Origin of the sequence: Methylobacterium cerastii (assembly GCF_022179125.1) — a bacterium.
GTDB classification, from domain to species: domain Bacteria; phylum Pseudomonadota; class Alphaproteobacteria; order Rhizobiales; family Beijerinckiaceae; genus Methylobacterium; species Methylobacterium cerastii.
This window is the reverse complement of sequence record NZ_BPQG01000006.1, coordinates 99,835-116,868: the sequence shown is the minus strand read 5'-3', so window position 1 is coordinate 116,868 and position 17,034 is coordinate 99,835. Positions and strand designations below refer to the sequence as shown.

The following is a 17,034-nucleotide window of genomic DNA, read 5'->3' as shown; positions in this document are numbered from 1 at the left end:
TGTCGAGCCGCCGACGCGGCCCCTTTATGGTGCTGGGTCCCGGATCAGGCGGTGCCGCGCCGGATGCGGTTCACCGCTCGGTCGAGGGCGCCGAGGAACGCCGAGCGGTCGCGCGCCGAGAACGGGCGCGGCCCGCCGGTGATCGTGCCGGCCTCGCGCAGGTCCTGCATCAGGTTGCGCGTGGCGAGCGCCATGCCGATCGCCGATTCCGAGAACGGCTTGCCGTTCGGGCCGATCACCGTCGCGCCCGCCTTCACGCAGCGGCTGGCCAGCGGCACGTCGGCCGTGACGACGACGCTGCCCGGCCCAGCCCGCTCGGCGATCCAGTCGTCGGCCGCATCCATCGCGTCGCCGACGACGACGCGCTCGATCCAGGGTTCGCGCGGCACGTTCAGGAAGCTGTTGGCCACGACGTAGACGTGCAGCCCGTAGCGGGCGGCGACGCGGTAGGTCTCGTCCTTCACCGGGCAGGCGTCGGCGTCGACGTAGATCGCGATCGGGCCGGTCACGACGAACGTTTCCCCGCAGCCGCTTTCGGCGTCCGCGGCTTCGGCACGAGGCGGGCGGAGAACCCGGCCGCCATCAGCAGCACGCCGAGCGCGAACTGCGCCCTCGAAATCTCGCCGCCGATCGACAGGACGATGGCGCGGCCGACGACGAGGATGCCCAGAAGCGGCAGGCCGAAGCGCAGCGCCATCCGCAGGCCGGTGAGCCAGGGTGCGCTCATCGCGCGATCCGAAGCGCCGGGCGCTCCGTCTCGATAGGCTGCGGCATCTCGGGGGCGGCCCGCTCCAGGGTCGCGACGGAGAGCGGCTGGCCGCGCCCGCGCAGGGCGTGCGCCCCGAGCGACCGCGCCGCGATGCCCGCCGGCAAGGCGTCGAGGCGGTCGAGCAGGTCCTGCGAGATCAGCATGTTCACGCCCAGCGGCCGGCACAGGGCCTCGATCCGCGAGGTGACGTTCACCGCGTCGCCGAAATAGGCGATCTTGTGCCGATCGACGCCGACTTCCGCCGTCACCACCGAGCCGCCGTGCAGGGCCGCGCGCAGGCGCGGCACGGTGCCGAACCGCGTGGTCCAGGCGGCGGCGTCCGCCTCGATCCGGTCGAGCACGTCGAAGACGCAGGCGACGCAGCGCGCGTTCTTGAGGCCGCGGGCCATCGGCCAGGTGATCATGGCGAGGTCGCCGATGTAGTCGTCGGTGGAGCCGGCATTGCGCCGCACCGGCTCGGCCAGCGTGGCGAAGATCGCGCCGAGATATTCCTGCGCCCGCAGGTCGCCGTGCGTCTCGGCGAAGGCGGTGGAGCCGACCACGTCGAGGAACAGGAAGATCCGCTCCTCGCGCACCGGCTTGTGATAGCGCCCGACGAGGAAGTTCACGAACACCTCGCCGCCGATGAGGTCGCGCATCCGCACGACGAAGACGAGGAGCGCCGAGACCGCGAGCGAATAGGCCAGCACCCGCGGGGTGATCCGCACCGCGGAGGACAGCGTGTCGTCGGTGAGGCCGAGCGCCCAGACCACCGAGCCGCCGAGCGCGCAGCCGAGCGCGATCATCAGCACGTAGAGCAGTTCGGCAGAGGGCACGTACAGCATCGCCGGCAGGCGGCGCAGGCGCGTCTGCAGGCCGGAGAGGATCAGGCCCCGGTCGAAGGCCAGCACCGTCACGCCGACGGCGAGGCCGTAGATCGTGCCGGCCGCGAGCGAGGTGCCGCCGACGAACAGCAGGTTGTAGAGGAGGCCCGCCCCGCCGGATGCGACGACGATGAGAGCCCAGAACCAGCGATGCTGCGGGAGCATTCAGTGGTCCGCCTGGGCGAGGAACGAGGCGTGAGGCGGACAGGCAGCGTGCACGAAACCGATCCTGAAGCGTTCTCGACCCGGTGCGGAACGAAGCGGGCTGGACGGCGCCCCGCCACAGGAACGGGGCATCGACCAAAGTCTAGGTCCGGACTTGGTGCCGGGCCATTGCTCAACGTCCCATGATGGCGCGATTAAGGCGCAGGCGCCATCCGTTCCGGCGATGGAGCGGCCGCGCCCACGAGACCGGACCTTCGGGGCGCACGGCGCGCCTCTTCCCGGGCGCACGGTGCGCCTTTTGGAGACAGGATCCACGTGATGCACGCCAGACCTTTCGGCGCGACGGGCCTCAACGTTTCGGTGGTCGGCCAGGGCACCTGGCGGATCGACGCCGCCGCCCGCGAGGCGGCCGTCGCCGCCCTGCGCGCGGGCATCGACGCCGGCATGACCCATATCGACACCGCGGAGATGTACGGCGACGGCGAGGCCATCGTCGGCGAGGCGATCCGGGGCGCGCGGGAAGAAATCTTCCTCGTCTCCAAGGTGGTGCCGGGCAACGCCACGCGCCGCGGGGTGGCGCGCGCCTGCGAGCAGTCGCTGCGGCGCCTCGGGACCGACCGCCTCGACGCCTACCTGCTGCACTGGCCGGGCCACCACCCGCTGGAGGAGACCATCGCCGGCTTCGAGGACCTGCGGCAGGCGGGCAAGATCCTGTCCTGGGGCCTGAGCAACTTCGACGTCGAGGACCTCGACCGGGCGCTGCGCATCGCCGGCCCCTACCGCATCGCCTGCAACCAGGTGCTGTACCATCTCGGCGAGCGTGCGATCGAGCACGCGGTGCTGCCGTGGTGCGCCAAGAACGGCGTCGCGCTGGTCGGCTACTCACCCTTCGGCAGCGGCGACTTCCCGAACCCCGCCAGCCCCGGCGGCCGCGTGCTGGCCGGCATCGCCGAGGCGCACGGCGCGACGCCCTACGCGGTGGCTTTGGCGTTCCTGACGCGGATGGAGAACACCTTCACCATCCCGAAGACCGGCCGCGCCTCCCGGGCGGTCGAGAATGCCGGCGCGGCCTCCCTCCACCTCAACGCGGCCGAGATCGCGATGATCGAGGCGCAGTTTCCCCGCGGCCCGCGTCCGCGGACGCTTCCCATGCTGTGAAACCCGCGCGACCGTTGCCCGCGTGTCGCGATATCGTCAGCGATTTCGCGCTATCCCTTGCCCCGGGTCCTGGTTCGGCGCCCGCGGAGGTTGCGATGGCGGACCGTTCGATCCTGCGGTTAGGCCCGCGCGCCGACTTGCTCGGATCGACCTTGCTCGGATCGACCTTGCTCGGATCGACCTTGCTCGGATGCGCGGCGCCTGCCGGCGCCGCCGAAGGGTCGCCGCTTGCCGGCCCCTACGGCGAGACGCTGACCGTCGACGACAAGGGCATCACGCTGCGCTTTCCCGACGACGCGGCCAAGCTTCGGATCGGCGGCAAGCTGCAGCTCGATTTCGGGGCGGCCGGCATCCGCCAGACCGGGTTCCCCGAGCCATTCTCCGACAACGTGGGCGTCCGGCGCTCCTGGATCGAGAGCTACCTGACCCTCGGCAAGACCATCGAGCTCGCGTTCCAGTACGATTTCGCCGACCCGATGCGGCCGATCAACGATGCGGCGATCGCCTGGAAGGGCATCCCCGGCATGATCCTCACGGTCGGCAACATGAAGGAGCCCTTCAGCCTCGACCAGCTGACCAGCGACAACAACACCGTCTTCACCGAACGCTCGCTCGCCGACGCATTCGCGCCGGCCCGCAACTTCGGCTTCGCGATCGGCCGGTCCGGTCAGGACTGGACCGTGGTCACCAGCGTCTTCGGCGGCAACGCCAACACCGGCATCCGCAGCGAGGGCGTCGCCTCGACCACGCGCGCGACCTTCGCGCCGATCCACACCGACGACGCGGTGCTCCATCTCGGCATCGCCGGAAGCTTCCGCAGCCTGCCGCGGGACGAGTCGCCGCTCGCCCTGTCGAGCCGCTCGGAGGCGTTCCTGTTCGCGCGGCCCTTCGTGAACACCGGCGACATCCGCGACGCGGCGAGCGTCGGCCGGCTCGGCCTCGAGGCCGCCTACCGCACCGGACGCCTGCTGATCCAGGCCGAGTACATCCGCACCGAGGTGTCGCGCTTCGACGGCGCCCGGTCGGTCTCGTTCCAGGGCGGCTACGTCGAGGCCAGCTACGTGCTCAACGGCCAGGGCCGCGCCTACGCCGTGACGCCGAACTACGGCACGACCTACGCGATCTTCGAGGCGGTGAAGGTCGGCGAGGAGGCGCGGGTGAGCCGCGGCGGCATCGGCGTGTTCGAGCTCGCCGCCCGCGTGAGCGCGATCGACCTCGACGACGGCGCGATCCGCGGCGGCATCGAGCGCGACGTGAGCGTCGGGGTGAACTGGTACCCGGACCGCAACGTGCGGATCATGGCCGACTACGTCCGGTCGCGGGCCGCGCCCTCCGCCCTCCAGGGCGGCCGCGCGATCGACACCGACGTGTTCATCGGGCGGTTCCAGGTCGCCTGGTGAGGGGACGCCGCGGGGTCGGTGCAAGTGCCTCGATAAGTGCAATGGAATTGGTGAGTGGCTTTGAATTGGTAGGTGGAAGTGAATTGGTAGGTGGATGTGCGTTGCCGATCCGGCCCTCGCTCCGGTCGGCGGGCGCGCCTCAGGCGGTCAGGGCGACCGGCTCGGCCGGCGCAGCGTGGGCCGCCGCGCGGACGCGGTTGCGGCCGGCGCGCTTGGCCGCGTAGAGCGCGGCGTCGGCGTCGGCGAACAGGGCCGCCGCGTCGTCGCCCGGTCCCGGCACCCGGCAGGCGAGGCCGACGCTGATCGTGGCGACGCCGCCGACATCGGTGGCGTGCGCGATCTGAAGCCCGACCACCGCGCGGCGGATGCGGTCGGCGAGCGCGCGCACCGCGTCGTCGGGCAGGCCGGACAGGATCACCGCGAACTCCTCGCCGCCGATCCGGCAGGCGACCGCGTCGAGGCCGGCCAGGCGCTGCAGCACGCACGCGGCCAGGGCCTGGAGGACCGCGTCGCCGCGGTGATGGCCGAAATGGTCGTTGAACCGCTTGAAGTGGTCGGCGTCGAGCAGCAGCAGCGCGATCGGCTCCCGATGGCGCACGGCGCGCTGCCAGGCTTCGTCGAGGGCCGCGTCGTAGCGGCGGCGGTTGGGCAGGCCGGTGAGGCTGTCGGTGAGCGCGAGGCGCGACAGCTCGGCGTTGGCGGTGCGCGCGGAATCCTCCGCCACCGTGCGCTGGGTCATCTCCCGGTGGAGCACCAGCATCGAGCCCAGGGTGACGCAGATCAGGCCCAGGATCAGCGCCGCGATCCAAAGCGCCTTCGAAAGCCAGACGGCGCGGATGCTGTCGACGCCGGTCGAGACGTTGACGACGAGCGGCAGGCCTTCGAGGTTGGCGAAGGCGTAGAGGCGGTCCTTGCCGTCGAGCGTGGAGGTGCCGACGAACATCCCGCGCCGCTCCTCGCGGTGCCGCAGGAAGGCCGGCCCGTCCGCGACGTTGCGCCCGACGTAGCCTGCCCCGTAGGGATGCCGCAGCATCAGCGTCCCGTCCTGGTGGAAGACGTTGATGTGGGCGCCCGGATCGATCCGCAGCCGTGCGAACTGCGACTGGAAGTACGACAGGTGGATCGCCCCACTCACCATCCCCCCGAACGTGCCGTCCGCCTTCACGATCGGCCGGCTCAGGCCCATGATCGACCGGCCCGAGATGCGCGACGTCCGCGGGCCGGTGATCACCAGCCCGGCCTGCGGGTCGGCCTTCAGGCGCTGGAACTCGGGCAGGTCGGCGACCGAGTGGCGGCTCGTGGTCTCCGGGTCCGAGGTGATCTGGACCTGGCCGGAGGAGTCGACCAGGGCGATGACGCCGAGGCCCGCCGCCGAGGCGGCGTTGTCGAACAGCACCTCGCGCCGCAGGTCGGGCGGCAGCTCGATCAGGTTCGGCTGGGTGGCGCGGACGGCGGCGGCCTGGAGCGACAGGTCGTACATCACGACGTTGCGGGACACGGCCTCCTCGATCATGCCGAGCAGGTTCTGTGCGTTCGTCTCGGCGCGCCGCCACGCGCCGTCGCGCAGGTCGTAGATCAGGTAGGCGCCGAGGATCGCGAGGCAGGCGGTGACGCCGATGCCGAACCGGGCGATCAACAGGGAGGCACGGTCCTTCCGCAGGGGCGCCGTCGCGGCGGACGCCAGGTCGGCGAGCACCGACCTGGAAAGCTTCGCCTTGCTGGCAAACATCGATTTGGCAGACATAGACCGCGGACCCAAACTCGAAGCCTCACGACGATGATGCAAGCGAGAGAAGTATTTTAGCCTAACGCGCCCAATCTGTAGTAGAAAGACTGATCAACATGCTGAACGCTTCGTCAATCGCAAGTCCGGCGCACCCCTCTGACGTTGCAAGCGATGCCGGCGAGGCCTTTCCGAGGCCTACACCGACGATCAATCGCCGAGGCCGAACAGCTTCTCGATGAAGTTCCGGTCGTCCGCGTCGCGGGCCGCCGGACGCCGCGCGGCTGTGGCCCGGGGTGCCGGGGCGGGTGCGGGCGGCTCGCCGAAGATCTGCCCGAGGATGTTGCCCGGGTTCGGCGCGCTCGCCACCGAGGCCGTCGTCTCGGGCGCCTTGCGCCAGCGGTTGAGGCCGGGCAGCGGCACCGGCGTCTGACCCTTCAGGGCGACGCTCATGTAGGTCTTCCAGATCTCCACCGGCAGGTTGCCGCCGGACGCCTTCTTGGTCGGCTCGCCGTCGTCGTTGCCGAGCCAGATCCCGGTGACCAGGCTGCCGGAATAGCCGATGAACCAGGCATCGCGGAAATCCTGGCTGGTGCCGGTCTTGCCGGCCAGATCCCAGCCGGGGATGTCGCCCTTCTTGGCGGTGCCGATCACGAAGGTCTCGTGCATCATCGCGTTCATCATGCCGACGGCGTTCGGATCGATGACGCGACCGAGGCCGCCTTCGCCGCGCTTGTACAGGACCTTGCCGTCGACGCCCTTCACCCCGGCGACGACGTAGGGGATCACCCCCGTGCCGCCGTTGGCGAAGGCACCGTAGGCCCCGACCATCTCCAGCGGCGTCACCTCCGAGGTGCCGAGCGCGATCGAGCCGTTGGCCTGCAGCGGCGAGGTGATGCCGAGCCGCTGCGCCGTCTGCACCACCGCCTTGGCTCCGACCTCCTGGCCGAGGCGCACGGCGACCGTGTTGAGCGACAGGGCGAGCGCGGTGCGCAGGGTGACCGGTCCCTCGTACTGGTGCGAATAGTTCTCGGGCTGCCAGTTGCCGATCTTGATCGGCGCGTCCTCCTTGACCGTGTCCGGCGTCGCCCCGCGCTCGACCGCGGCGAGGTAGACGAACGGCTTGAACGAGGAGCCCGGCTGGCGCTTGGCCATGGTGGCGCGGTTGAACTGGCTCTGCGCGTAGTCGCGCCCGCCGATCAGCGCGCGGATCGCGCCGTCCGGCCGCATCGAGACGAGCGCGCCCTGGCCGACGTTGTAGCGCCCGCCCTTGGCGTTGAGCTCGTCGACGAGCGCCTTCTCGGCGGTCGCCTGCAGGGTGGTGTCGATCGTGGTCTGGACGACGATGTCGCCCTCGATCGTGCCGACGAAGTCGTCGAGCACGTCCATCACCAGGTCGGCGACGTAGTTCGCCGAGCCGCCGCCGCGGCTGCTCGCCGGGCGCGCCGGCTGGGCGAGCGCGACCTTGGCGTCCTGGGCGGTGATGAAGCCGAGCTCCTGCATCGCCGCGACGACCTGGGCGGCGCGCGCCTGGGCTGCCGGCAGGTTGCGGTTCGGCGCCAGCCGCGAGGGGGCCTGGACGAGGCCGCCGAGCATCGCGGCTTCCGCGACGCTGACGTTCTTGGCCGGCTTGCCGAAGTAGCGCTGCGCCGCCGCCTCGACGCCGTAGGCGCCGGCTCCGAAATAGACCCGGTTCAGATAGAGCTCGAGCAGCTCGTCCTTGGTGTACTTGTGCTCCAGCCAGAGGGCGAGGATCGCCTCCTGGATCTTTCGCGAGGCCGAGCGCTCGGGGGTGAGGAACAGGTTCTTGGCGAGCTGCTGCGTCAGCGTCGAGCCGCCCTGGGCGACGCCGCGGCGCGTCAGGTTCTGGCCGATGGCGCGCAGGATGCCGACCGGGTCGACGCCGAAATGACTATAGAAGCGCCTGTCCTCGATCGCCACGAAGGCGCGCGGAAGGTAGGTCGGCAGCTCCTTGATGCCGACGACGCGGCCGCCGGTCTCGCCGCGGTTGGCGAGCAGCGAGCCGTCGGATGCCAGGATGGCGATGTTCGGCGGGCGCTTGGGCACCGCGAGCTGGTCGATCGGCGGCAGCTGCGAGGCGTGGTAGGCGATGAGGCCGGCGATGCCGACCACCGCCCATAGGCCGAGCACCCACCCGGCGTAGACGAGGCGCCCGAGCAGGGATCGCCTGCGGGCCTTCTTGCCCCCGCTGCGGCGCGCGCCGCTTTTTGCTGCGGGCTTCGCCCGGCGGCTGCCCTTGTCCTCGCCGTCCCGAACTCTGCTCGCCACGCCGCCTCCCGGGCGATCGTCCCGCGACAGGCGCAGGTCCGCGCCGCCCCGACCTGCGCCGCGCCCTTCGGGCACGTCGAAGTTCGGTTCGCCCCGGCCGTCCCGTCCGCGTCCGTTCGCCATGCGTCCCGTCTGTCCTGAGGCCCCGTGGGCACGCGCGACGCGAAGGCTGCGCGCGGCGATCGTCGGAGGCCCGGTTCCGCACGGTAAATGCGGCGGGTTTAAGGGATGTTAACCGCCGATTTTCAGAAGTCGTTGAGGATCAGGCACTTGGGTTTGGGCCGGCAGGATTCTCCCGGGATCCGCGGTGGCGCGCCGACGGTCTGCGCTCGGCCGCTTGGGGCATTTGCTAAGCCTCGGCGCGCATGATGCGCTCCGCCTCCAATCCTCGGGTGATGCCATGAGCGACAATCGACGCAACACCCCGCGCAAGGATGCCTTCCAGGTCGCGAGCCTGTTCGCCGAGAGTGGTGCGGACGCGCAGGAATGTCTCGTCTGGGACGTGTCGGCGACCGGCGCTCAGCTCGAGCTTGCGCCCGAGGTCGTCGTGCCGGACCGGTTCACGCTGCAGGTGACCGCCTACGAGCCGCCGCGGCGCTGCCGCGTCGTGCGGCGCGAGGGCCGCCGCCTGGGGGTGTGTTTCGAAGGCTGAGGCCTGAGGACGCTGCGATGGCCTCGGACGGGGCAGATCAGGCCGCCTGAAGCGCCGGCGCCTGCGAGTTCGCTGCGGTCGCGATGTGGAACGCCTTCGGACGGACGAACAGGACGCGAAGCGCGGTGCCGCGCACCGCACGCTCCAGCGCCAGCGGCACGATCACGGCGACCGCCATCACCGTCAGGCTGGCGAGCCCGACGTCGGCGATCAGCCCGGCCTTGACCAGCAGCGTCCGCGTCGCGGCCATCGGCAGGAAGAACGCCAGATAGATCACGATCGAGCGCCGTCCGCAGGCGCGCAAGGAAGTGGCGACCGGCCCGCCGGCCGCCGTCAGGAGCGCCGCGCCCGAGACGATGGCGAGGGCGCCGGCTCCGCCTACGATCAGGGCGACCACCGGCAGACTGGCCAGGGTCGGGTAGCCGGGAAGGCTCGACGGCGTGAAGGCGAGCCACGCCTCGATGCCCGCCCAGAGTAGCAGGAACGTGCAGGCGATGCGCGGGGCCGCCGCCGCCCGGTCGGCCAGGGCGAAGATGCGATCGGCGAAGACGTACCCGGCCAGGAAGTAGACGTAGCGGGCGCAGAACTCCTCCGCGAGGTAGGATGGGGTGGCGATGGGCACGACCTGCAGCAGCGCGGCGCCGGCCAGCAGCACCGCGGGCGGCACGCGACGCAGCATCTTGGTCGCGACCGAGAACACCGCGAGCAGGTAGATGAACCATAGGGTCGAGTACGGCTCGACCAGTGCGTTCAGGAGGTGGGTGGCGAAGGCGCCGGGGCCGGCCTCGCCGACGATCGCCGGGTATTTCGCCAGCGACTGGATCACGACCCAGAGCCCGTAGAAATACGCGAAGTGCACCACGCGCCGGTCGGCGAACAGGCGCCACGGGCGATCGATCACCCGTCCGAGGAACAGGCCCGACAGCAGGAAGAAGTCAGGGATGCGGAACGGCTTGGCGAAAGTCACCACCGTGTGGAGGAACCCCTCGCCCTCCATCGCCGCCCCGGTCCCCAGGGTGGAATGCATCATCACCACGAGGAGGATGCAGATGCCCTTGGCGACGTCGACCCAGGCGAGACGCAGCGCCTCCGCCGGCACAGCCGCGCCCGCCTCCCCAAACATCGCCGCCTCCCGAACGTTGCGCGGACGCAACCCTGAAGCGAGACCCGTAAAGGCCGCCTGAGCCGGCTGGCGCCATCGCGCAACATGGCGAACGAGGGGTAAACCGAGGGCGCCTGCGGGGCGGGACCAGATCCGGCGCTGGTCAGCTCTTGCTGTGGTCAGCTCTTTCTGTGGTCAGCTCTTGCGCTTGGCCGCGCGGCGGTCGCGCGTCATCCGCGTGGCGGCGTGGAAGTCATCGGGCTTGGTCCGCACCCAGGCGATGAAGCGGGCGATCTCCGGTTCGGCCCGCAGCGCGGCCACGTCGGCGAGCCGGCGTGCGAGTTCGGCTTCGCTGTGGCGGGCATGGATCGCCGAGTGGCAAACCTGATGCAGCCGGACCGTAATGCCGTGGGTGCCTCCCTTCAGCTTCGGCACGAGGTGGTGCAGGCTCGACCGGGCGCGCGGCGGGATCGGCCGCTCGCAGAGCGGGCAGATCACCGGTTCAGGGCTGCGGGCCCACGGGTCTGGTTCATCCTCGCGCCAGCGCCGTTCGCGTCGCCCCAAAGCCCCGTCTCCCTCCACATCCGCGCCCTCCAGAATATGGGATCGGCGCAAATTCGGGGCGCGGCGTCACGGCGTCGCTGCGGCGGGCGTCGGGCATGCTGCGCGAAGGGAATCGCCGAACATCGTCTCGGCCAGCCGGTCTCGGGTACCGAGCACCGAGACGTGGTCGCCCGCCACAGACTCGAAGCGCGCGCCCTCCCCCGCCGCCGTCGCAAGCCGGCGCCCGAGCTTCACCGGGACGACGCCGTCCTCGGTGCCGTGGACGATCAGCACCGGGCCGCCGGCCCGGGCGATGCGCGCGTCGGAGCGCCAGGTATCGCGGAGGAGGAAGGTCGGCGCGTAGGGGAAGGCGAGGCGGACGATGCCGGGCAGCGAATCGAAGGGCGCCTCCAGGTAGAGCCCGAGATGCGGCACCCGCTCGGCCACCGCGACCGCGACCGCCGCACCGAGGGAATGGCCGTGCAGCAGGATCGGGGCGCCGGGCGCGCGCCGTACGGCTTCGGCCACCGCCGCGAGCCCGTCGGCGATCAGCCCGTCCTCGCTCGGCGCGCCGGTCGAACCCGGATACCCGCGATAAGAGATCGCCAGCACGCCCCAGCCGGCGGTGGACCAAGGAGGGGCGGAGAACCGCGCCGCGGCAGGCTCGGGCCGCGAGCCGTTGCCGTGGAAGCTGACCACGACGCCGCATCCCGGCCGCGGCGCGCGCCACAGGGCGTGCAGGCGCTCGTCGTCGGCGGTGAGCAGGGACAGGGCTTGCGTGCCCGGCGGCACAGGCAGCCGCGCCCGCGGGCCGGCGATGAAGGCGCCGGGATAGATCAGGCTGCGCTGGAACAGGCCGAGCGCCCCGAGCATCAACGCGAACAGGCCGAGGGCGGCGGCCGCCAGGACGAGCAGGATTCGCATGGGGCTCCGTCGCGTTTCCCGCGGGACCCTACACCGATCCGAGACGACGTCGGCATCCGTCCGTTTCCGCCTGATCCGGCCGGCGCATTGACAAAGTCCGGCGGCCCGCGGAGATTCGAACCATTCCGAGGGGGGCCCCACGACCGGGGGCTGAGAGTGGACGCGACGTCCTGACCCTTGAACCTGATCCGGCTCGTACCGGCGGAGGGACGGGAACCTGCGGCGCCTCATCCGGCGCCCGCCGCTTCATCGCATCTCCGTCGCGGCGCGCCGCATCGCCCCAATGCCGGGAGATCCGACGATGAATGCGCCCGTCCTGTCCAAAGACGTCAAAGGTAGCCCCGAGACCGTGACCACGGGTCCGGTCACCGGTTCGCACAAGGTCTACGCGAGCGTGGCCGGCCGGGAGGACATCCGGGTGCCGTTCCGCGAGATCGTGCTCACCGACCCGAACGAGCCGGCGGTGCGGGTCTACGACCCGTCCGGCCCCTACACCGAGACCAACGCCCGCATCGATCTCGCCAAGGGCCTGCCGCCGGTGCGCGACGCCTGGATCGCCAAGCGCGGCTACGCCGCCGTGCAGCCGCGCGTCGTCAAGCCCGAGGACAACGGGTTCGTGCCCGCCGACAAGCTCGTGGCCCCCTGCCCCGCCGAGCGGACCATCCGCAAGGCGGAGCCCGGCCAGATGGTGACCCAGTACGAGTTCGCCCGCGCCGGGATCGTCACCGAGGAGATGATCTACGTCGCCCACCGCGAGAACCTCTGCCGCGAGCAGATGCTAGACCGAGCGCATGCCGCGCTCGCCGACGGCGAGAGCTTCGGCGCCTCGGTGCCGCCGTTCATCACCCCCGAATTCGTGCGCGACGAGGTCGCGCGCGGCCGGGCGATCATCCCGGCCAACATCAACCACACCGAGCTGGAGCCGATGGCGATCGGCCGGAACTTCCTGGTGAAGATCAACGCCAACATCGGCAACTCGGCCGTGACCTCCTCGGCGGCGGAAGAGGTCGAGAAGCTGGTCTGGTCGATCCGCTGGGGCGCCGACACGGTCATGGACCTCTCGACCGGCCGCAACATCCACAACATCCGCTCGTGGATCATCCGCAACTCGCCGGTCCCGATCGGCACGGTGCCGATCTACCAGGCGCTGGAGAAGGTCGGCGGCGACCCGCTCAAGCTCGACTGGGAGGTGTTCAAGGACACGCTCATCGAGCAGGCCGAGCAGGGCATCGACTACTTCACCATTCACGCGGGCGTGCGCCTCGCCCACGTGCCGCTCACCGCGCGGCGCGTCACCGGCATCGTCTCGCGCGGCGGCTCGATCATGGCGCGCTGGTGCCTGGCCGGGCACCGCGAATCGTTCCTCTACGAGCGCTTCGAGGAGATCTGCGACATCTGCCGCGCCTACGACGTCTCGTTCTCGCTAGGCGACGGCCTGCGGCCCGGCTCGATCGCCGACGCCAACGACGCGGCGCAGTTCGCCGAGCTCGAGACCCTGGGCGAGCTCACCAAGATCGCCTGGAACAAGGGCTGCCAGACCATGATCGAAGGGCCAGGGCATGTGCCGATGCACAAGGTCAAGGTCAACATGGAGAAGCAGCTCGCCGAGTGCGGCGAGGCGCCGTTCTACACCCTCGGTCCGCTGACCACCGACATCGCGCCGGGCTACGACCACATCACCTCCGGCATCGGCGCGGCGATGATCGGCTGGTTCGGCTGCGCGATGCTCTGCTACGTCACGCCGAAGGAGCACCTCGGCCTGCCGAACCGCGACGACGTGAAGACCGGGGTGATCACCTACAAGATCGCCGCGCATGCCGCGGACCTCGCCAAGGGCCACCCGGCGGCGCAGCTGCGCGACGACGCCTTGTCGAAGGCGCGCTTCGACTTCCGCTGGGAGGACCAGTTCAACCTGGGCCTCGACCCGGACACGGCCCGCGCCTACCACGACGAGACCCTGCCCAAGGACGCCCACAAGGTCGCGCATTTCTGCTCGATGTGCGGGCCAAAGTTCTGCTCGATGAAGATCACGCAGGACCTGCGCGCCGAGGTGCTGGCGATGGAGGCTGCGGGCGAGGTGCTGAACACCGCACCGATCCTGACGAGCGCCGAGCGCGAGGCCGGGATGGCGGAGAAGTCCCGCGAGTTCCTGGCCGAGGGCGGCAAGCTCTACGTCGACGCCGCCGAGTAGCAGTATGGGCGAACGGTCCGCTTCGACCGTTCGTTAAAAGTCTTCCGACATCGTTGCCGGTCCGTTCAACCTGGCGGACGGCAACGGTGCAGGGGACGCAAGTCTTAAGGTCTCCTTCACGCGGCGGACCTTTGCTGGACCTCATCAGCAATGTGATGAGGAGCGTGCCATGCGCGTATCCGGCCCGAGTCCGATAGCCTCCACTCCGCCGCCCTCCCCCGCCCCGGCGGTGGCGGCGAACGATCCGCGGGCGGCACCCAGCCCTCCGCTCGATCCCGCAGTCCGCCTCGACATCCGCGTCGACGGCCGGTCTCCCGCAGCTGTCCAGAATCCGAAGCCGGTCGAGACACCGCCGGCCGGGAAGACCGAGCGTCGGGTGACCGTCGACGCCGACACGAAAAGCATCGTCTACCAAGTCATCGATTCGAGCTACGGGAACGTCGTCGTCCAGTTGCCTGATCCGGCGGTCCTCAAGAGCCGTGCCTACGCGGAAGCCGCGGCGGCCAAAGCCCAGGCCGAGCGGCCCGTCGACCGCACCGCCTGAGGCGCGAACCGGACACGACGAACGCACTGATCGGAAACGAGAAAGGCCGGGCTCCAGGAGCCCGGCCTTTCTCGTTTCCACCTGCCGATTGCGTCGCCCAACCCGTCGGCGCAAGCCCAGATCCGAGGAGCCAAATTCGCCTTGCGGCCACGAAAATGGCCCCCGGAGCCGAAAGCCACAGGAGCCAGAGTCGCAACGGTGTTCCGTCGGGAAGAGGACGGCCGCCCGGATCGGGGCGGCCGCCGTGGCGCTTAGCGGAGGAGCTGCAGGACGCTCTGCTGGGCCTGGTTGGCCAGCGACAGCGCCGAGATCGTCAGCGAGTTGCGGGTCGAGAGGGCCTGGGAGTTGGCAGCCTCCTCGTTCAGGTCGGCGCTGGTGAGGTTCGACGAACCGGTCTGCAGCACGTTGATGATGCTCTTGTTGAAGCTCTGACGGTTCTGCACCACCGAGAGGTTGGAGCCGAAGGTCGAAGCCTGGGCCCGCAGCGCAGAGGAGGCGGTGGACAGCGATGAGATCACGTTGTTGGTCGCCGAATTGTCCTCGAACTCGTTGGCGCCGTTCTGCCCAAGCTTCGACAGACCCAGGCCGGCGGCGTCGAACTGGACGCCCTGAAGGTTCAGCGTCGAGCTGCCCTTCTCGTTGAAGGTCAGCTTCAGCGTGTCACCGTTCAGCAGGTTGACCCCGTTGAAGGACGAGTCCTGAGCCGTCGTCTTGATGTTGTCGAGGATCGAGTTGAACTGGCTCAGGAGCGAAGAGCGGGTGGCCTGGGAGTTCGCGTCAGCCACCGGTGCAGCGGCCGCCGAGAAAACGCTCGCGGCGGTGCCGCCGATTGCGCCACCATCAGCGGTGCTGCCGATGGTCGAGGACGCGTGGTCGTTGGTGGTCTGGATCGTCAGCTTGCCACTCGCATCCACCGTCGCCGACAGGTTGTTGGCGCTAAGCTGGGTGTTGAGCTGATCCAGCGTCTTGACCGTGCCGTTGGTACCGTCGCCGAAGGTGACGTTGACGGCAGTCCCCTTATTCAGCGATCCGAAGGTCAGCGTCTTGCCGGACAAGCCACCGGGCGTCGATGACCGGGATGCGGTGAAGGTGGTGTCGGTCCCGGCATTGCCAGCCAGGCCGAGCGCGGACAGCGCATTGCCTGTGCCGGTGATGCTGAGGTCGGAAGTGGTTCCTGTGCTGAGCTTGAGAACGCCGCCCGAGATGCTGGAGGCAGCGACGCCCGAGACGGCAGCCGGCGTGGCGGCGCCGCTAGCGATGGTGGCGGTCTGCGCGCCGGTTGCGAAATCGACGGCCTTCAGGACGTCGGCAATCGAGCCGGCCTGGAGGAAGACGGTCGAGTTGCCACTGCCGTCGGTCACGACGTTGCCGGACACGCCCGAGCCGGATGCAACGTTCGCAGCCGCCGGGGTCTGAGCGTTCTTGAACGTGATGGTCTTGCCATTCACGTTCAGGGTCGACCCGTCCTGGATCAGGCTGGAGGTCGAGGTCGAAACCGTCGCACGCGTTGCCGTCACCGTCGCCGGGTTCGAACCCGTCGCCGTGGATACACCCAGGGCCTTCAGGAGATCCGCTTTGCCGGTGACGTTGAGGTCGGAGCCGGTCGAAGAGTTCAGAGTCACGGCACCAGTCGTGATGCTCGAAACGGTCTGGCCAGAGCTCGTCGTGATCGTCGCGGCACCGGCGGTGCTGTTGACGGCGGTTTTGACGCCGCTCGCGAGATCGACCGCCGTCAGAAGGTCGCCGACCGTACCGGCGGGCGTGGTGGTCGTTCCGAGGTAGACAGTCGAGTTTCCGGTACCGTCGGTCAGGACGTTTCCGCTCGTGCCCGAGCCGGCCGGGATCGATGTGCCGGTCGGCGCGCTGCCGGCGCGGAAGGTGATGGTCTTTCCGTTCACCGAGAGCGTATCGCCATCGGCAGGCTGAGCGTTCCCCGCAAGACCCGTGGCCGTGGCGCCGCCGGAGGCGATCAGGGTTATGCTGGGGGTCAGTGCCGCCGAGCCGTCGCCCGCGGTGGCTGCAGTGCCGACCTTCGCAGCGAGCGTGCCACCAAGCGTCGTCGATCCGGTTGCAGCGGTCGTACCGCCTGCAGCACCACTGAAGATCCCGTTGCTTGAAGCCAGAGCGTTTGCATACGAGGTCGTGCCACGGAGGTCGGCAGCGGTCGCGCCGGTGATCGTGGTCGAGACGTTCGACTTTGTGGAGTAACCGATCGTGCTCTGAAGCGCCTGGTTGGCGACCGACTTCGCCGAGTCGACCAGCTTCTGCAGCGAGGTGAGGCCGGTGTTGGCGGCCTGGATCACCTGGACGCCGTTCGAGATCGAGTCGAGCAGGTTCGAGAGGTCGTTCGAGCGGCTGTCGAGGCCCTGAGAGGTGAAGAACGAGGTCGGGTTGTCGAGGGCCGAATTGACCTTCTTGCCGGTCGACAGCCGGTTCTGGGTCGTCGCCAGCAGGCTGGCGGTATCCTGGGCGACGAGGAGGTTCTGACGCGTCGCAGACGAAAGCGTGATGCCTGAAGACATGAGATTCGATCCATTCTGATCGGTGCGCCTCCCATTTTGGAGGCTGCCGCCAGAAACCACGTCCGCGTTGCCATCGGCTTAATGTGGATGGTGAAGGAATCTCTCCTCGCGAACACCGTATATCCAGCTATCTCGAATTTCGTATACGTATGAATGACTTGCCCAACGAACAAGTGGGATGGATTTACG

At 69.6% G+C, this 17,034-nt stretch carries 14 protein-coding genes and 1 riboswitch; of the genes, 5 read left to right on the top strand and 9 right to left on the bottom strand.

Features of this window, described 5'->3' with window-relative positions:
* Positions 1-44: 44 nt before the first annotated feature.
* From MFF13_RS02605 to MFF13_RS02595, 3 genes are read right to left on the bottom strand one after another with little or no spacing between them, the layout of a single operon-like run.
* Positions 45-509 (bottom strand): YaiI/YqxD family protein, encoded by a 465-nt coding sequence (locus MFF13_RS02605; RefSeq protein WP_147761443.1) that lies wholly within the window; start codon positions 507-509, stop codon positions 45-47.
* The gene (locus MFF13_RS02600) at positions 506-727 is read right to left on the bottom strand and encodes a hypothetical protein (protein WP_147754414.1); all 222 of its coding nucleotides are present in this window, start codon (positions 725-727) and stop codon (positions 506-508) included. Before MFF13_RS02600 ends, MFF13_RS02605 begins: the two co-directional genes overlap by 4 nt.
* On the bottom strand, positions 724-1,797 hold the full coding sequence (locus MFF13_RS02595; RefSeq protein ID WP_238270717.1) for an adenylate/guanylate cyclase domain-containing protein: 1,074 nt from the start codon (positions 1,795-1,797) through the stop codon (positions 724-726). Before MFF13_RS02595 ends, MFF13_RS02600 begins: the two co-directional genes overlap by 4 nt.
* A 318-nt stretch (positions 1,798-2,115) precedes the next feature.
* On the opposite strand from MFF13_RS02595, the gene MFF13_RS02590 reads away from it, so the two are divergent.
* Together MFF13_RS02590 and MFF13_RS02585 are read left to right on the top strand one after the other, a co-directional pair.
* On the top strand, positions 2,116-2,955 hold the full coding sequence (locus MFF13_RS02590) for an aldo/keto reductase (RefSeq protein WP_147761444.1): 840 nt from the start codon (positions 2,116-2,118) through the stop codon (positions 2,953-2,955).
* A 95-nt stretch (positions 2,956-3,050) separates the two neighbouring features.
* On the top strand, positions 3,051-4,355 hold the full coding sequence (locus MFF13_RS02585) for an OprO/OprP family phosphate-selective porin (protein WP_238270715.1): 1,305 nt from the start codon (positions 3,051-3,053) through the stop codon (positions 4,353-4,355).
* A 139-nt stretch (positions 4,356-4,494) separates the two neighbouring features.
* Here the strand turns inward: MFF13_RS02585 and MFF13_RS02580 are convergent, their stop codons facing one another.
* Positions 4,495-6,099 (bottom strand): sensor domain-containing diguanylate cyclase, encoded by a 1,605-nt coding sequence (locus tag MFF13_RS02580; protein WP_238270713.1) that lies wholly within the window; start codon positions 6,097-6,099, stop codon positions 4,495-4,497.
* A gap of 189 nt (positions 6,100-6,288) precedes the next feature.
* A complete protein-coding gene (locus MFF13_RS02575) occupies positions 6,289-8,490 on the bottom strand; it encodes a transglycosylase domain-containing protein (RefSeq protein ID WP_238270711.1) in 2,202 nt (733 codons plus the stop codon).
* Between the two features lie 277 nt (positions 8,491-8,767).
* Here MFF13_RS02575 and MFF13_RS02570 point away from each other — a divergent pair, with 277 nt between their 5' ends.
* A complete protein-coding gene (locus MFF13_RS02570) occupies positions 8,768-9,019 on the top strand; it encodes a PilZ domain-containing protein (protein ID WP_147761445.1) in 252 nt (83 codons plus the stop codon).
* Between the two features lie 37 nt (positions 9,020-9,056).
* On the opposite strand, the gene MFF13_RS02565 is transcribed toward MFF13_RS02570, so the two are convergent.
* The 3 genes from MFF13_RS02565 to MFF13_RS02555 all read right to left on the bottom strand — a co-directional run bounded on the left by MFF13_RS02565 (position 9,057) and on the right by MFF13_RS02555 (position 11,588).
* On the bottom strand, positions 9,057-10,142 hold the full coding sequence (locus MFF13_RS02565; RefSeq protein WP_147761446.1) for an acyltransferase family protein: 1,086 nt from the start codon (positions 10,140-10,142) through the stop codon (positions 9,057-9,059).
* A 174-nt stretch (positions 10,143-10,316) separates the two neighbouring features.
* Positions 10,317-10,685 (bottom strand): HNH endonuclease family protein, encoded by a 369-nt coding sequence (locus MFF13_RS02560; protein ID WP_147761447.1) that lies wholly within the window; start codon positions 10,683-10,685, stop codon positions 10,317-10,319.
* A 66-nt stretch (positions 10,686-10,751) separates the two neighbouring features.
* Entirely contained in the window at positions 10,752-11,588 is an 837-nt protein-coding gene (locus tag MFF13_RS02555) for an alpha/beta hydrolase (protein WP_147761448.1), read from the bottom strand.
* A 118-nt stretch (positions 11,589-11,706) separates the two neighbouring features.
* Positions 11,707-11,815: riboswitch (TPP riboswitch) on the top strand.
* A gap of 74 nt (positions 11,816-11,889) precedes the next feature.
* Between MFF13_RS02555 and thiC the strand changes: the two genes are divergently transcribed.
* Positions 11,890-13,779, top strand: a complete 1,890-nt coding sequence (thiC, locus tag MFF13_RS02550; protein ID WP_147761449.1) for a phosphomethylpyrimidine synthase ThiC — start codon at positions 11,890-11,892, stop codon at positions 13,777-13,779.
* Positions 13,780-14,155: 376 nt separating this feature from the next.
* Positions 14,156-14,323: a hypothetical protein gene (locus MFF13_RS02545; protein ID WP_210248451.1), complete on the top strand. Its 168-nt coding sequence runs from the start codon at positions 14,156-14,158 to the stop codon at positions 14,321-14,323.
* Between the two features lie 251 nt (positions 14,324-14,574).
* Here MFF13_RS02545 and MFF13_RS02540 read toward each other — a convergent pair whose 3' ends face one another.
* Positions 14,575-16,845: a DUF1522 domain-containing protein gene (locus tag MFF13_RS02540; protein WP_147763853.1), complete on the bottom strand. Its 2,271-nt coding sequence runs from the start codon at positions 16,843-16,845 to the stop codon at positions 14,575-14,577.
* Between the last annotated feature and the right edge of the window lie 189 nt (positions 16,846-17,034).

Coding starts and splice junctions, on each gene's coding strand:
- MFF13_RS02600 (WP_147754414.1), bottom strand. CDS start 727: ATGAGCGCACCCTGGCTCACCGGCCTGCGGATGGCGCTGCGCTTCGGC.
- MFF13_RS02585 (WP_238270715.1), top strand. CDS start 3,051: ATGGCGGACCGTTCGATCCTGCGGTTAGGCCCGCGCGCCGACTTGCTC.
- MFF13_RS02565 (WP_147761446.1), bottom strand. CDS start 10,142: ATGTTTGGGGAGGCGGGCGCGGCTGTGCCGGCGGAGGCGCTGCGTCTC.
- MFF13_RS02555 (WP_147761448.1), bottom strand. CDS start 11,588: ATGCGAATCCTGCTCGTCCTGGCGGCCGCCGCCCTCGGCCTGTTCGCG.
- MFF13_RS02590 (WP_147761444.1), top strand. CDS start 2,116: ATGCACGCCAGACCTTTCGGCGCGACGGGCCTCAACGTTTCGGTGGTC.
- MFF13_RS02570 (WP_147761445.1), top strand. CDS start 8,768: ATGAGCGACAATCGACGCAACACCCCGCGCAAGGATGCCTTCCAGGTC.
- thiC (WP_147761449.1), top strand. CDS start 11,890: ATGAATGCGCCCGTCCTGTCCAAAGACGTCAAAGGTAGCCCCGAGACC.
- MFF13_RS02540 (WP_147763853.1), bottom strand. CDS start 16,845: ATGTCTTCAGGCATCACGCTTTCGTCTGCGACGCGTCAGAACCTCCTC.
- MFF13_RS02580 (WP_238270713.1), bottom strand. CDS start 6,099: ATGTCTGCCAAATCGATGTTTGCCAGCAAGGCGAAGCTTTCCAGGTCG.
- MFF13_RS02595 (WP_238270717.1), bottom strand. CDS start 1,797: ATGCTCCCGCAGCATCGCTGGTTCTGGGCTCTCATCGTCGTCGCATCC.
- MFF13_RS02575 (WP_238270711.1), bottom strand. CDS start 8,490: ATGGCGAACGGACGCGGACGGGACGGCCGGGGCGAACCGAACTTCGAC.